This window comes from Psychrobacillus sp. FSL K6-4615, from assembly GCF_038008225.1.
Classification (GTDB): Bacteria; Bacillota; Bacilli; order Bacillales_A; family Planococcaceae; genus Psychrobacillus; species Psychrobacillus psychrotolerans.
Genome location: NZ_JBBOYQ010000001.1, coordinates 1439832 through 1454324, shown reverse-complemented (window position 1 = coordinate 1454324; position 14493 = coordinate 1439832). Strand labels below are relative to the sequence as shown.

Annotated in this window: 14 protein-coding genes and 1 tRNA gene; 6 read left to right on the top strand and 9 right to left on the bottom strand. The window is 33.8% G+C overall.

What is annotated here, in order from left to right; genetic code table 11:
* Positions 1–148: 148 nt before the first annotated feature.
* The 4 genes from cotE to MKX53_RS06925 all read right to left on the bottom strand — a co-directional run bounded on the left by cotE (position 149) and on the right by MKX53_RS06925 (position 3828).
* Entirely contained in the window at positions 149–709 is a 561-nt protein-coding gene (gene cotE / locus MKX53_RS06940; RefSeq protein ID WP_093534899.1) for an outer spore coat protein CotE, read from the bottom strand.
* A gap of 131 nt (positions 710–840) precedes the next feature.
* Positions 841–1350, bottom strand: a complete 510-nt coding sequence (locus MKX53_RS06935; RefSeq protein ID WP_340913269.1) for a nucleotidyltransferase family protein — start codon at positions 1348–1350, stop codon at positions 841–843.
* 68 nt (positions 1351–1418) lie between these two features.
* Positions 1419–3041: a hypothetical protein gene (locus MKX53_RS06930; RefSeq protein ID WP_340910179.1), complete on the bottom strand. Its 1623-nt coding sequence runs from the start codon at positions 3039–3041 to the stop codon at positions 1419–1421.
* Entirely contained in the window at positions 3034–3828 is a 795-nt protein-coding gene (locus tag MKX53_RS06925; RefSeq protein ID WP_340913267.1) for an ABC transporter ATP-binding protein, read from the bottom strand. The genes MKX53_RS06930 and MKX53_RS06925 overlap by 8 nt, the downstream gene beginning before the upstream one ends.
* A 194-nt stretch (positions 3829–4022) precedes the next feature.
* On the opposite strand from MKX53_RS06925, the gene MKX53_RS06920 reads away from it, so the two are divergent.
* Positions 4023–5225, top strand: a complete 1203-nt coding sequence (locus MKX53_RS06920) for a CynX/NimT family MFS transporter (RefSeq protein WP_340910175.1) — start codon at positions 4023–4025, stop codon at positions 5223–5225.
* Positions 5226–5276: 51 nt separating this feature from the next.
* Here the strand turns inward: MKX53_RS06920 and MKX53_RS06915 are convergent, their stop codons facing one another.
* Positions 5277–6332 (bottom strand): nitric oxide synthase oxygenase, encoded by a 1056-nt coding sequence (locus tag MKX53_RS06915; protein ID WP_340910172.1) that lies wholly within the window; start codon positions 6330–6332, stop codon positions 5277–5279.
* 280 nt (positions 6333–6612) lie between these two features.
* On the opposite strand from MKX53_RS06915, the gene MKX53_RS06910 reads away from it, so the two are divergent.
* Both MKX53_RS06910 and MKX53_RS06905 read left to right on the top strand, forming a co-directional pair.
* Positions 6613–6876 (top strand): excalibur calcium-binding domain-containing protein, encoded by a 264-nt coding sequence (locus MKX53_RS06910; RefSeq protein WP_340910170.1) that lies wholly within the window; start codon positions 6613–6615, stop codon positions 6874–6876.
* 278 nt (positions 6877–7154) lie between these two features.
* Positions 7155–7227, top strand: a tRNA-Val gene (locus MKX53_RS06905).
* A 127-nt stretch (positions 7228–7354) separates the two neighbouring features.
* On the opposite strand, the gene MKX53_RS06900 is transcribed toward MKX53_RS06905, so the two are convergent.
* The 3 genes from MKX53_RS06900 to MKX53_RS06890 form a co-directional block, all read right to left on the bottom strand.
* Positions 7355–8488 carry a site-specific integrase gene (locus MKX53_RS06900; RefSeq protein ID WP_340910167.1) on the bottom strand — a complete coding sequence of 378 codons (1134 nt, stop codon included), beginning with the start codon at positions 8486–8488 and terminating at the stop codon, positions 7355–7357.
* Between the two features lie 100 nt (positions 8489–8588).
* On the bottom strand, positions 8589–8774 hold the full coding sequence (locus tag MKX53_RS06895; protein WP_340910164.1) for a helix-turn-helix domain-containing protein: 186 nt from the start codon (positions 8772–8774) through the stop codon (positions 8589–8591).
* Between the two features lie 28 nt (positions 8775–8802).
* Entirely contained in the window at positions 8803–8961 is a 159-nt protein-coding gene (locus MKX53_RS06890; RefSeq protein WP_340910161.1) for a hypothetical protein, read from the bottom strand.
* A 115-nt stretch (positions 8962–9076) separates the two neighbouring features.
* Between MKX53_RS06890 and MKX53_RS06885 the strand changes: the two genes are divergently transcribed.
* Positions 9077–10218 (top strand): IS3 family transposase gene (locus tag MKX53_RS06885; protein WP_340910158.1). Its coding sequence is split into 2 segments (ribosomal slippage): positions 9077–9347 and positions 9347–10218, totalling 1143 coding nucleotides; the frame shifts between segments, so codons are not numbered across the junction.
* A gap of 337 nt (positions 10219–10555) precedes the next feature.
* Here MKX53_RS06885 and MKX53_RS06880 read toward each other — a convergent pair.
* Positions 10556–11455 (bottom strand): hypothetical protein, encoded by a 900-nt coding sequence (locus MKX53_RS06880; protein WP_340910156.1) that lies wholly within the window; start codon positions 11453–11455, stop codon positions 10556–10558.
* Positions 11456–12109: 654 nt separating this feature from the next.
* On the opposite strand from MKX53_RS06880, the gene MKX53_RS06875 reads away from it, so the two are divergent.
* Both MKX53_RS06875 and MKX53_RS06870 read left to right on the top strand, forming a co-directional pair.
* The gene (locus MKX53_RS06875) at positions 12110–13390 is read left to right on the top strand and encodes a tyrosine-type recombinase/integrase (RefSeq protein WP_340910153.1); all 1281 of its coding nucleotides are present in this window, start codon (positions 12110–12112) and stop codon (positions 13388–13390) included.
* A 14-nt stretch (positions 13391–13404) separates the two neighbouring features.
* Positions 13405–14493, top strand: coding sequence for a tyrosine-type recombinase/integrase (locus MKX53_RS06870; RefSeq protein ID WP_340910150.1), 1089 nt, complete (start codon positions 13405–13407; stop codon positions 14491–14493).

Sequence of the window (14493 nt, the reverse complement as noted above, 5' to 3'; positions counted from 1 at the left end):
AACTTTATAAGCACTTCCAAAAATTTCTTTACTACATGCCTGCATATTTTCATTTGAAAATGGTATTTATAAAGCTAACGAGAGAAAAATGATACAGCGCTTAAATTATTTTTAGTCAAAAAAAAAGCCGGTAGTAATAGCCGGCTTGTTAAATGGACGAAGAATCATCCACTTCTTTAGAGGAGCCTGTGGAACTCGAACTAGAGGAACTGGAAGATGAACTAGATGAGCTTTCTTCTCCATATGCCCATTCTTCTTCAAATTCCGCTTCATGTACTTGAATACAAATAGTTGTTTCCCCAACGACCTCAACAAGTATCTCTCTTTCTACTGTTACTTGGAATTGTGTACCACCTGAAATAATAATAGCCTCTGTACAGTTTGGTTGTTGCAGCACACGTACATGTACTTCTTCTCCCGTAGTGTCTTTATCGCGATAATGTAGTTTAATGCGATCTTTATAATTGATTGTTTCCGTGAATACGGACGTTTTGGAATGGTCATGGTGCGCATACCAAACGTTAATATCAAATTTCCCAGTTACTTCTACATATCTTCCGTGTTTTTTAGACGAACATGTGTGATTAATAACCCAGCAACCTAAAATACTCGATGGTGTATTCGGTGGACGAAGCACTTCACAGGATTCTGTTCTCTTTTTACCTTTCGCAACAACAGCTTTCGTCACAATATGGCGCATGTGTTTCATTTTTTTCCTCCTTGTAATCAAGTCATAACATCATATGCGCCCATCGCCCAATCGGTTCATCTTGTTACAAATGTTATGTAGAATAAAAAGAGGAAAACCATCATTAACTCACTTTTTGTCACATCATACGTCTATTCAATCGTTATTTTAGGCCAATTTGACTGCCAGTTTTTCCGCTGAATACGTTGCTCATATACTACCATAAGATTTTTATCTTTTGCAAAGTGAGGGACTGGTTTCACATGTAGCTTCAGAATGTCCGCTACCCCATATGGAGCTACGAGCGCTATATCATTTTGTCCAAGTAATTTCACTCCAATGGCAGTCACCGTTTCAGGAAAATTGGCTATTCCCTCCGCTGAAGAATGATAAGGCGGCAAATTATTGATCTTGTGCATTCTCGCCTGATTTTTTACTGACCAAGGAATTGTGGGCATTATTTTACGTAATTGATCCTCCCACTTTTTTTCCTCTGATTCTTCCTTATTGTTAGCATCAAAATAAATTACATCGATATCTTCTAAAGGCGTTCTTTCTATATACCCATGTAATGCATCCCAGATTTTGGACCGAACAAATCCCGCACATATCCACCAGTCTGGAAGGTCTAATTGTTGAGCTGCTCCTAATATATCCATCATCCATTTATCTTCTAGTATTAAATTTTTTATATCTTCTGTTGTTTGCAAAGCCCTAACCTCCCTCGTTGTTACCCTCTTGAGAACATTAATTTCCAACCTATGATAATACTTATAAACAGAATGACCGCATATATCGGTAAACCATAAGGAATGAGCAAAATAAATGCATGTATCGCTGCCATAACCCCAACTAGGAACATGCTGCCGAAAACTTTGATGAAGCCATTAGTTTGCGTATGCTCATGTGAGCTTATGAAAGGGAACTTCCCTTTACTAAAAATTCCATAGGATACGAGTGTTAGAACGATTGTAGCTAGTAGAACAACCACTAAGTCCAAAAAAATTCGGAAAGAAAAAATCCAGAGAAATATTACACTTAAAATCGCTAAAATAGGTATGAAATAATTCATGATACTCGCTTTTAAAGTTGCACTATATACAAGGGCTTTATTTTTGATAGGAGCTGCATAAAAAATCCATTGCCCTTTATAGTTACCAGAGTACTCTAGCATTTGCACAACGGATGGAATCATTATTAAAGAAAAATAGATGACCATAAAAGAACTTCCACTTCTCATTTCCTCAAAGGAACTAGAGCTTATCGTATTGAATAAAAAAATAAAAGGAAAAATAATCGCAAATCCTAACAAAGGGAATATTTTGAGCTTTAGTTCTCTTTCTTCTTTTAACAGTAGAGTGGCAAACTTATAAAAAGTCCGTTCCTCTTTAGTCCCACAAAGAATTCTTGCCCAAACTCCTTGTAATTTACGGTTTCGCTTTTTCGTTCTGTTAGCATCACTTTGTAATTTAGAAAGATTTCTTTCAAAGGACGGCATTAAACGTATATATAGTGCTATTGCAAGAAATGGAGCTAGAATAGCAAACAGCGATAAGATAATAATCGGAACGGAAAAATCTTTATTTAAGATTAATTCGAAGGGAGCAGCAAACCAAAATGGCGGGAGGAACATATGCCACCATGTAAAAGTGTACGTAATGTCAATATTAACTATTTGAAACACACGACCCACTAATTGATAACTAATCGCCATGCCAATCGCTAGGAAAATTTGCACGTAGTTAATAACATCCTTTAACATTTCCCCACTGAAGAAACGTAGGATAAATAGATATACAAAGGCAGTCAATACTACAGACAAACTGCTAACCAATAATATTTCAAATAAAAACAGGAGCGCAAATATAATACCAAACTTAAAGACACTGACAATGAGAGGAATAATTACAAACGAACCAGTTAATAGAACCATATATATCATAATATGAGTAATCTTCGCTGCATTTAAAGTCTTTGCGCTAATAGGTTTCGGATGAAGAATATTTTTGTCTCGTATATCTAGTAGAACAGCAGAAAAATCAGAAACCATCGATGTCATTAAAATGATAAATAAAGAGCTAAACATGATAGTAAGCGAGAACAGAAACTCATTGCCTAAAAATAGAAAAGGAACTAAAAAGAGAACACCAAATAACCCATACATCCATAAGGATTTAAGAAACTGATTTCCTTCCTTTTTCACATTAGAACCACTAAAAATTGCTGGCATTCTTCTACTATCCATCGTCAGCTTTAGCTGTAAGATCAAACGCATCACATCATAGTCTATATTCAACCTTTGAAAAACGGACCTAAAGCGATCTAGAATTCTCAGTGACGCAAAATCATTCATCTTTCCTGCCTCCACGAACTAAATTCACAAATCGCTCTGCAATTTCCTCATGCTCAGTAAAACCAGTCAACTGATTGAAGATGTCTTCTAAAGAACCTTCCTGGTTTTGCATTTTCAACTCTTCAAAAGATCCATCTGCCACAACTTGACCATCTACTAATAGTACAATTCTATTACTAATTTTCTCAACGACATCCATAATATGTGAAGAATAAAAAATAGTCTTCCCTTGTTCTGCAAGCTTTGCTAGTATTTCCTTAATAACCATGACACTGTTTGCATCTAGACCACTTAACGGTTCATCAAAAAACAATAAATCTGGGTTATGTAGCAAACTAGATATGATTAATACCTTCTGTTTCATCCCTTTGGAAAAGGAGGAAATTCGTTGATGAAAAACAGCCTCTAAACCAAATTCCTTCATCAATCCGAAAGCCTTTACCTCCGCCTCTTTACTGCTTAATCCATAAATTTCGCCAGTGAAGGTGAGATATTCAAAGGCAGTTAGATTTTCATAGAGCTCGGCTGTCTCCGGCACGTAGCCAATGCGTTTTTTATAGGAATAATCACCTTTAATAATATTTTCTCCGAAAATTTCAATAAGCCCTGTGTAGCCATCTATTAGACCAAGCATTAGTTTGACAGTTGTACTTTTCCCTGCTCCGTTAGGTCCGATGTAGCCAATAATTTGACCTTCATATACATCTAAATTGACACCTTTTAATACTTGTTTGTGTCCAAAACTCTTTGAAACACCATTCAGTGACAATACTTTTTTAGTATTCATCATACTCCCCCTCTGTATATATCATTCTCAAATTCTAAATATTTACATATTCATATTATCATATCAATACTCTTAATATTCCATTATTTTCATATAGAGAAATTTCTTTCTACTTCTAACTATTGAACTTCAAGGACAAAGAGTGTAGCATTTTCTAAAGTTGGACTACATAATCTCGTAAGGAGAGAAGATATTTGTTAACTACTAATGAAATGAATAAAAAGGCTTTTATTTTATTGATAATTGGAATTGTTTTCATCTCCACCACTCTACGTGCACCGCTTACCGCCGTGGGACCAATTATCTCGTATATACGAGATGGATTAGACATTTCCAATGTTCTAGCAGGATTTATCACAACGATTCCTCTGCTAGCTTTTGCTATTGTCTCTCCCTTTGTCCCAAAAATTGCGCGACGACTTGGGATGGAAATGACACTATTTCTAGCTATTCTATTGTTGGCAATAGGAATTATTATTCGTTCGCTCGGAACGCCCTTTCTTTTACTCTTAGGTACTGCGCTTATAGGTGTTGCTATAACATTTGGAAATGTACTACTTCCAAGTTTTATAAAGCTAAAATTTCCTTTACAGCTTGGACTTATGACTGGAGTATTCACTGTTTCTATGAACTTATCTGCGGGTATTGGTGCAGGTATCAGCTATCCAATAGCAGATGGAACATCTTATGGTTGGCAAGGTGCGCTCGGATTTTGGGCTATTCTTGCAATAATTGCATGTATTATTTGGTTACCTCAAGTCAAGAAAAAACAAGAAATAGATGTCGTGCCCTCTTCAACTAATGTAGAAAAAGCCAAGTCAATATTAAAATCACCTCTAACATGGACAATCACTTTATGCATGGGTTTACAATCACTCATATTTTATACAACTGCAGCATGGATTCCTGAAATATTGCAAACCCAAGGAATGGAGGCCGAAAAATCCGGCTGGATGTTGTCCATTATGCAATTTGCACAACTTCCAATGACTTTTCTTATCCCAATTCTTGCGGGTCGATTTAAGGATCAGCGAATATTAGTTTTGGTATTTACGATTTTCTATTTAATAGGCTTCACCGGACTGTTATATGGGGATATCTCACTGACACTTCTATGGATGGTTGCACTAGGCTTAGGTGGTGGGGCATCATTCGGACTGGTCATGATGTTCTTTTCTCTTCGTTCGCGTACCCCTATGGGAGCAGCAGATTTGTCGGGTGTTGCGCAGTCATTTGGTTATTTACTTGCAGCAGTCGGCCCTGTATTTTTTGGATTTATCCATGATGCAACGGGTAGCTGGGAGATTCCTAAAATACTATTTATCGTAACTGTTATTCTTCTTTTCTTTGCTGGAATGCATGCAGGAAGAGATCATTTTGTTTCGGAGGAAGTCTAAAGAACAATTAAATTCACAATTAAAAGGAGCATGATTAACCATGCTCCTTTTTTAATACGGTGAAGGTTGATAGGAATAATTTGGCGTTACTTTCTCATTATTATATGGCTTATGAAAAATATGCGTGGTGGCAGGTGACATTGGAGGAATAAGCCATGTCCAATTACCTGTGACGTCACGACCTGCATCTTTCTCAATTTCTTCAAATTTCTTAAATTGTTGCGCAGCAGTATGATGATCTACAATACTGACACCATCTTTTTTGAAGGAAAACAATACAGCTGTATTTAGTTCCAAAAGAGCCCTATCTTTCCACAGAGAAGCATTAGATTTCGTATTTAATCCCATTCCTCTGGCAACTGAAGGTAACATATTGTAGCGATAGTCATCAGCTAAGTTTCGTGCACCAATTTCGGTGCCCATATACCATCCATTAAACGGAGCAGCAGCGTACGTAATGCCTCCAATCTCCAACTTCATGTTCGAGATCATGGGTACTGCATACCACTTCATCTCTAAATCTTCAAACCAATCATATTCAGGATGACGAATTGGTACCTCTAAAATATACTGCTCCGGAATATCAAATAATTTCGGTGGGTGATCCTTCACCTGAATAACAAGTGGCAACACATCAAAATTGGTTCTCTTCCCCTTCCATCCAAGTTCCTCACATTTTTCCGTAAATTCTATGGAATCGGAATCTCCAATAATCCAGTTCTCCGTTTCATAGCCAGCATATCGGATAAGCTGATGATTCCATATGCGAATATCCTTTTGTGAAAATATTGTGATAGTCGGCCGAATTCGACCTTCATTTGTCGCAAACTGCATATGGGCGATGAGTGCCTCAAATACAGCTTCCTCGTTATGTAAATGTCGTTTTTCAAAAACGGTAAGGCTTTGCCAAAACAGACGACCTATGCATTTATTACTATTACGCCATGCCACCTTGGCACCGAATTCTAGCTCTTCAGTAGTGTGTTCGTAGGCCCCTACTGTATTAATCTGACTTTCTATTTCTTTTAAACGTATATGCATGTCTATTTCCGCCTTACCAGTTTCCCTATAAAAAAGATGAATAAAGTCCTGTGCTTCCAATAACATTATCGTAGCACCTCCCCATCTCTCCATCTTAGTAGAATAGAGCCACTACAGACAAGTGACAGAACTAAGAAAGATGTGAGGATTTTATGTCAGTAGAAATAATCGAATTAATTTATATGCTATATACATATTCGACTCCTTTATGTTAAAGTCTAGGTAACATTGAATAATTTGGTAAAATTAAAGGAGATTTCCCCATATTATATTGTGATATGTAGTTATCTTTACACACACCTTTTGACTCACCACAACTTAGTTCAAAAACTTAGGAGGATTTACTATGAAACGATTTTCTGTAATCATACTTTCCGCAACATTAATTTTGGGGGTTTCTACAACAGCACCGACAGAGACAGAGGCGGCAGCTAAGGAATTTAGCAATTGCACAGAATTAAACAAAACCTATAAAGGTGGAGTAGCCAAGGCTGCAAATATTAAAAACAAAGGCGGAAAAACCAAATTTACTCCTTTTGTATCAAAAGAGATTTATGAAGCTAACATTAAAAGCGACCGTGATAAAGATGGCATTGCATGTGAGAAGTAATTTTATAATATAGCTATTGTAACTTAAGAAAAGTTGATAATATGTAATGCATTTTATTGTATTACCTGACTAGATTCTAATTTCTCCTTTTTATATAACTAAAATAAAAAATAACCTTGAAAGGCGTTAAGCCTTCAAGGATATGATTTTTTATTTGGTTGTAATCTTGAATGTTGATCTTTGCACTTCAGGATTTTTTAGGTATATACTAGCGCCCTACATTATAGTATATTTATATCTAGAAACATTAATGTTTAAAGAGTTCTTTACATTAAATCGGTCTTGTAGCTCAGTTGGGAGAGCACCACCTCGACAAGGTGGGGGTCGCAAGTTCGAGACTTGTCGAGACCATCCTTTTCACAAGCCTGTAAACGTTGATGTATCAATGTTTACAGGCTTGTTATTTTAGTGGAATTTCCTAACATATACTTCGTAATCTAGGGTTTGTCCGCAATTTGACCGCAGGATTTTCACTGTATTAGTTAGCGTGACTTTGAATGGTCTGATGAAAAGTATCAGCAATATCACAATCTGTATTCGGTAATAAATGGGCATAGAATTCTAAGGTTATTTTGGGATTTGCATGGCCCAACCGTTTAGAAATTTTAACGATATCTACGCCTGCCGAGATAAGTATGGATGCATGTGTGTGTCGAATATCATGGAACCGAATATTTGGTACATTGGCGGTCTTTACAATACGTTTCATTACTCGAACAACATTGCGCGGATCTTGAAGGCTTCCTGTATTTGTACAAATGACCAGGTCTTGGTCCTCAAATGCAGATCCCACTAACTCCTTCCATTCTTCTATTCGTTTTTTTTGCAAAACTAATTCATTGAGAACGAATTCAGGAATAGGAATTTGTCGCTTGGAATTTTTCGTTTTCAATGATGTGAAAATATAACCCTTTTTAGGAACATGCGCTAACGATCTTTTCACATGAATTACTTTTTGTTCGAAGTCTATATCACTCCACTGTAACCCTAAAATCTCTCCTCTTCGCATACCCGTATAGATAGCAAGTAAAAAAGTTAAATAATGCTTCTCTCCTTTGCAGTTGCGAAGAAACTCCTGTATATCTTTAAGTGACCAAATAGACATCTCCTCATATCTAACTGAAGGCGGATCTGCATCAGCCACTGGATTGAACATTATTTTCTTCCATTTAACAGCTTGGCTAAATGCTTGATTTAATAGTTGATGCATTTTGCGAATGTAACTCGTACTATAGTTTTCTTTTAATTTTTGGTTATAGAAAAAATCAATATCCGATGTAGAAACTTTAGCTATTTCTTTATTTGCAAACGCATTCTTTTGAAGGAGGTGTTTCTCTATAATGTACCTACTGTTCGTAGCGGATGTTTGTTTAATCCTATTACTGTAATGGTTGTCGAACCAATTTAAAATATAATCCGAAAAGATTTCTTTGCTTAGCACTATATAACGATTTTCATCTAACAGTAATTCAATTTTTCGCGCAGCTGCCTCTGCATCCTTCTTTTTAATAAACCCTCCTTTGCTTATTTGTTTACGTTTCCCAATTAACGGATCATGCCCAATATCAATTGTATATGAATATGTTTTACCTCTTTTTCTGATGTGCGCCAATTATTAAATACCTCCATTTTTTTACGCAACAAAAAGGTAAACAAGTGGTCTAGTCACCAGTCTGACCATTCATTTAACCTTTTATAATTGCGTTGAGATATTAGCGATTACTTAACCATAAAAAAAACTCATCTCTCAATACTCTTTTACACCTTCCTATTTTAATTAGTGGAAAGTCATCTTTATCCATGAGTTCATAAGCTGTTGGTTTAGAGACTTTTAAAATTTCACTGATATCACTGGCAGTTAAGATAATAGGATAAATGTCGATATCAATTTGCTTCATATTATAGACCACATCACTTTATCCTTTTCTAACATTTAGAACCACTTATTTTTTTGCTCTCATTTTTCTCCGTGAATTTCACCTTGCTAATTTTATTCTTCATTTTTAGCTCTTCCTCCCATTCTTTTAATATTGCTAATCCATTATCACGTTTACATTTCGATTGACCTCGAACATTTTCATCCAAAAGAAACCCTCCTAAGGCATTTAGGCACTGACCTAAACAAATGAGACAAATAAAAACACCTTTCGTTGAAAAACGGGTATACAATACCTAAATTCAATGCGGAGGTGTTTTTTCTATGGGGACAAGAGTTAGTTATCCAGCAGAAGTGAAAATGAAGGCAATTGAAATGCGCTTGGCTAAGGTGCCGGTAAAAGAAGTAATGGATCAGTTGAACATTCGTAATAAGACGCAATTAAAGACATGGATGCGGTGGTATCGAAATGGAGAAATCCACCGTCTCCATCAACCAATTGGTAAACAATATACCTTCGGTAAAGGGCCAGAATACGACAGTGAGACAGCCAAGTTACAGTTGGAGAATCGGTACTTGAAACAGCAAATTGAAGTCTTAAAAAAGTACGCAGAATTGGAAAGGAAGTGGCGCCAAAAGTAGTCATCCAATTAGTCAAAGAATTAAAGGACATTATGCCAATAGGCGAGATTTGTCGGCACCTAGGTGTAGGTCGCTCATCCTACTATCGTTGGAGAAAGAATGCGGATCAACTCACTCAAAAAGAAATTCGAGATCAGCAGATTGGCGACTTATGCAAACAACATAGGTTCCGATATGGTTATCGCAAGATTGCCACTCTGTACCCAGGAGTTTGTGAGAAGACTGTGCAGCGTATCATGCAAATAAATGGTTGGCAATGTAAAGTTAAGGTGAAGAAACGCAAGCGTACCGGGCAGCCCGCATATGTCGCACCGAATTTATTGGCACGGGATTTTACAGCATCTAAGCCCTTGGAGAAGTTAGTCACAGATATTACGTACTTGCCTTTTGGCCAATCGATGATGTATCTTTCTAGTATTCTAGATGTCTACAATGGGGAGATTGTGGCACAAACTATTGGATTTAAACAAGACACCGACTTTGTGTTGGACACGCTCTATCAATTGCCTGAGCTACCCGAAGGGTGTATTCTGCATAGTGACCAAGGTTCCGTTTATACATCCTATGCTTATCAAAAAGCAGTCAAAGAAAAAGGAATTATCATGAGCATGTCCCGCAAAGGCACGCCAGCTGATAATTCCCCTATCGAAACGTTTCACTCCTCGCTAAAGTCAGAAACGTTCTACCTCGACGAAATTTACCGCACAACTAATGCGCGTGTGATAAGTATCGTCGAAGAATACATTACTTATTATAACAATATCCGTATTCAAACGAAACTAAACAGCCAATCGCCGGTTCAATACCGTCAATTGGCTGCATAATAGGGGTTTTTATTCTTGTCTCAAAAAGGGTAGTCAGTGCCTTTACCTTAAGAGGGTTTCTATATATTACAATCTTTTTCATTTAACCAATATATTAGCTAATATTATTAAAGTAAAATTATAGCTTATCTTTTATTTGAACTAATGTTAATCATTAACGAGAATTGCCTTTATTCTAGTTAGCAGAAATTTTTCAATCCAACTCTTTACAGTAACAATTATATAAATTTCTAAATCAAAGACCTTCGTTAAAAAAGGATCTGTTAAATATATATCAATTAAACAAGCAGTCCAATTTTCATTGTTTTTATAAAGCAAAAGAGTCATAAAGGTAATTTTAAAAGAAAAAGTTGATTTCCTTTTCTTTCAATAATTTAGTTAATTTTTCGTCCTTCAATTCAAATAATACATTTCTCCATAAAAAGCTTTTATTCAGATAAACAATATTTTGTTCTATACTATTGTCTTTTGAAATTAGTATACATAGTTTTTGATTGGTTCTTAAGAATGCATCCCGAATATAAATCTCATTTTTCATACCTATAGATTCCTCTAACGTAATTAGTTCTGAATAATTTATATTCGCTTTATTGTCTAGATGAATTTCAATTGTAAAAAAGTTCTCGCGAATATCCACACGAGCACATAAATGCCTTGAATCCCCAGCATCAAAAAAGTTATTTTTAATTCTTACACCAAAAATCCTTCTTTTTAATCTTGATATTTGATTCATTTCGATTAGGACTTCTTCTATTAATTTATACAATTTCATTTTTTTGATTTTAGGAATTTTATATTCGGTAAATGATTCAATCATTTCATATTCGGTAGACGTATTTTCTATATAGCGCAATGGCAGATCTAATATAATCGCTAAATCATAAATCATTTCTAATGAAGTAGTCCTGTGAGATATTACTTCACTCTCTCCATTGTATTCCATATTTTTCCTAATAAAATCACTTATTTGACTACTGCTAAAATCAATAAAGAGTTCTATTTCATCATCAATTAAATCAAATAGACCTTTCATAGCTCTGCAGCGTAGACCGATTGAAATGATAGATAAAAACCCATCCAATAAGTATTGATTATTATTTACGATATATTTTAATTCCTTCAAATTATCATATTTGCTTAAACCTCTTTTTTTAAGGTATCCCGGAAAACTAATTTCCTTTTTGATTAGTTGTTGGATTAGTTTTATATTGTCCACTTCAATCTTATTGATTTTCATCTAATCATCACCTGAGTAAAATATACCTGTCTCAAAGTGATACGAATTCTTTAGCCAATATTTTGGCTAAAGAATTACATTTTGTAATTTTCACAAATACTTTAATAAACGACCATTTCATTTATAGTATTTCTAATTAGTATTCAACCAAATTATATTCCCATTTTGCATTTTCCATTAATATTCTAATTGGCACCCTAGAATGTCCAATTGTTTTCTGATCATGAATCGGTAAAACCTTAATATTTTCAAGTTAAAAACTTGAGGCCACTGATATTTTAAGGCCAGATAGTTAATTTTCAATTGAACACCTCCAAAAAACTCGCATGGTTCTTAAATTCTCTGCAAGTATAAAATTAATAAAAATGGGACAAAGTTAGGATGAATACTTAAACAAATTCAATTACGAACAATTTCCGTTTTATCTTTCCGAAATGCAAAAAAGCACTTTTGAAAAAATGGACAAACCAATCCCCTTGAAGGGTAATTGTCTGAACACTTACCAAAAGTGCTTTTAAGTAAACCTCTGCCGCGTGGTGGAGGCCAATAAATAATTTCTCTATATTTATATTTTATTTCATAATATCTTCAATATCAAGTAAAATTTTTCAAATATTTATCGCAAACTAATACTTTAATTAGAGGGAGAAGTAAATGGAACACAAAGTAACTAAACATGGTTCTTCTAATAATGAAGAAGATCAATCTAGAGAAATTATCGAGGAATTTAGAAGAAGATTCTCTTCAACTAAACAAAAAGATATCGAGAAATTTGTAGATTTCTTTTATAAGGAATGTCAAAAAGACAGTTTTCTATTCTGCTCAAATAATGATATTCAATTAAATAAGTTGAACCTATCTCATGCAATGAAAATACAGGAACAAGTGGAAGCATTAAAAAGTATGAACCAATTAGATATAAAAGAAGCCACTTCCTATTTGTATTTCTTAGATCGGTTCTGTAAGTTTCTCACACAAAAAGAAGTAGCAAAGATATATTATATTCTACCTATAAAACAAAAAAATTCAAAAAAAAATAAAAATCCTACCCTTCCTCTCATTACTGATTTTGAAGTTTTTTTGAACTTAAAAAGATATTCCCATACGACTATTAGGTGTTCGTTGGTTAATATTAAATCTTTCTTGAAATTTTTTAATTATACTCCTGAAATTCGCCCTACAAATGAATATTGGTCAACTAGCTTTAAAAGATTTGAAGAACACTTGATTAGAAAATCACTTTTAGAAAACATTCAACTTAGCAGTGCTTATGAATATTTAAAAGCAGTAAGATTGTTTTCCAGGTTTTTATATGAAAATAAAGAAATAAACTTTATTTATAATATACCAACTAAAATGATACAAAATGCTAAACGGTGTAATGAATATACAAATGAGTCAGATATTCTCTTAGTAATAAAATGTATATTTGAATACTCAAAGAATGTTTTAAGGGATATTTCAATCTTCCTAATTATTTTAGAAACAGGGTGCAGACCCATTGAAATAGTTAATTTAAAAATTGATGATGTATATTTACACGAAAAGCTAATAGTATTAAAGAGCAAAAAGTCTCATCAAAGGACTTTGTTAATATCAGGCACGACTTGTTCGCTTATTAAAGACTACTTAAAAATTCGCAAAAATTATCTTATTAATCAAACAGATTCTTTATTTATAAATAAATTTGGAAACCAAATAACGAGTTCAAATATATCTAATTTGTTTCGAAAATATAATAAACCCTTTCAAGAAAAAAATTTTACTCCTAAAACACTAAGACATACTTTCATAACAAACGCACTAAATAACGGAAATAGTATGGAACAAGTCAGAGAAATTGTTGGCCATAAACATTTAATTTCTACCCATTATTATTTTTACAGGAATATTGAAAAATTAAAAAAATTATTTTTAGACAAAAAACTATTTTAATTGGAGGATTTTTAATGTCAATAAATAAAAAAACAAATATGTCTATTGAAGAAATATGTACTCAACTAGGTATTTCCGAAACAGCTTTTTTAAAATTCCTTGAAACATCTAATGATGAATTCTCGAGTGTTCAAAAGCCTATCGAAAATAATAAAACCGTTCTTTTTGTAATAGATAAATATCTAGAACACCTTAAAACATTAGTTAATATTAATAAAAGATCTAAAGAAACTGCAAAAACTTATAATAACTTTCTATTAAGAGTTAAATCACACATTTCAATTAACTATCCTTCTTTAAAAATTAACGAATTTAATGAAGTTATATTAAACGAAATAATCACTAAGGATAATTTAGAAAATAAAGAGTACTCCGTTAGAACCATTAATAAATATAATGCCATTATAAAAAGTCTATTAAAATTTACTTATCATATGGATTTTTCAAATAAAGATTTTCGTCATAAGTTCACAATAGAAAAAACTTCCTTAATACCTAGATACATTAAAGAAGAAGATATCCCTAAAGTTTTGGAGGCCACTAAGAAATTATCTAAACCAATTAGATGTAGAGCAATAATTATGTTTTTATTATTGACTGGTTGCCGTGTAAGTGAAATATCAATTGTTAAAGTAAAAGATTTTGATATCGAAAATAATTTAATTTATATATTAGGTAAAGGAAATAAGAAACGAATTGTCCCTATGTTCCCTCAACTTAAAGATGAAATACTATATTATTTACAAAATAGTGGGATGAAGGAATGGGACCCTCAATGTGAAGGATATCTTTTTGCAAGAGATGAGAATCTTATAAGAAACAGAAATTTTCCAATTAGGACTATTCAAAACACAGTTGATCGTATACGAGACCATTTACCTGAGCTCACTTATATCACATCTCATTCTTTTAGACATACATTTGCTGTATATTGTCTTAAAATTGGCGTTAAAGAACACCTTCTTACTGAGATTTTAGGTCACACAGATCCAAAAACCACTATGACATATACAAAATTACGTGGTGAAGATTTAAGAGATGCTATTATGAATAAGTTTCCTTTCCCGTTTGAAAAACTTTTAAATGCTATAAACGGGGATTAA

Bases quoted from the DNA above. Each gene is read 5' to 3' on its own strand.
- cotE (WP_093534899.1), bottom strand. From the start codon at position 709: ATGAAACACATGCGCCATATTGTGACGAAAGCTGTTGTTGCGAAAGGT.
- MKX53_RS06935 (WP_340913269.1), bottom strand. From the start codon at position 1,350: ATGATGGATATATTAGGAGCAGCTCAACAATTAGACCTTCCAGACTGG.
- MKX53_RS06930 (WP_340910179.1), bottom strand. From the start codon at position 3,041: ATGAATGATTTTGCGTCACTGAGAATTCTAGATCGCTTTAGGTCCGTT.
- MKX53_RS06925 (WP_340913267.1), bottom strand. From the start codon at position 3,828: ATGAATACTAAAAAAGTATTGTCACTGAATGGTGTTTCAAAGAGTTTT.
- MKX53_RS06915 (WP_340910172.1), bottom strand. From the start codon at position 6,332: ATGTTATTGGAAGCACAGGACTTTATTCATCTTTTTTATAGGGAAACT.
- MKX53_RS06910 (WP_340910170.1), top strand. From the start codon at position 6,613: ATGAAACGATTTTCTGTAATCATACTTTCCGCAACATTAATTTTGGGG.
- MKX53_RS06895 (WP_340910164.1), bottom strand. From the start codon at position 8,774: ATGAAGCAAATTGATATCGACATTTATCCTATTATCTTAACTGCCAGT.
- MKX53_RS06880 (WP_340910156.1), bottom strand. From the start codon at position 11,455: ATGAAAATCAATAAGATTGAAGTGGACAATATAAAACTAATCCAACAA.
- MKX53_RS06875 (WP_340910153.1), top strand. From the start codon at position 12,110: ATGGAACACAAAGTAACTAAACATGGTTCTTCTAATAATGAAGAAGAT.
- MKX53_RS06870 (WP_340910150.1), top strand. From the start codon at position 13,405: ATGTCAATAAATAAAAAAACAAATATGTCTATTGAAGAAATATGTACT.